A 290-nucleotide genomic window follows, 5' to 3' on the forward strand; every position below is an offset into this window, starting at 1 on the left:
GGTCGAGGCTGAGGTCGTAGACCCCGGCGGCGAAGGCCCGGCCGGGGCTCGCCTCGACCCGCCACACCTCGCGCCCGGTCCGCTCGGCGAGGATCCGGCCCGCCGCCGCGGGCGGGGGCGCCTCGGCCACCGGCCGGGAGCGGCCGGCCGCGGGCGCGGCGGACCGCCGGGCGCCCTCCGGCCGGGGCACGCCCTCCCGCCAGGGGCCGAGCACCTCGCGGACCGCGTAGACCCGGTCGTGCCAGAGGAAGTGGGTGTGCCTGTCGCCGGTGCCCCGGACCTCGACGGGG

1 protein-coding gene is annotated in these 290 nt (G+C 82.4%); it reads right to left on the bottom strand.

The genetic code is table 11. From position 1 onward, the window contains the following. The coding region (locus LO771_RS30340; RefSeq protein ID WP_230748374.1) for a DUF6504 family protein at nucleotides 1–290 on the bottom strand (290 nt) is incomplete at both ends.

This window comes from Streptacidiphilus sp. ASG 303 (assembly GCF_020991365.1).
Classification (GTDB): Bacteria; Actinomycetota; Actinomycetes; order Streptomycetales; family Streptomycetaceae; genus Peterkaempfera.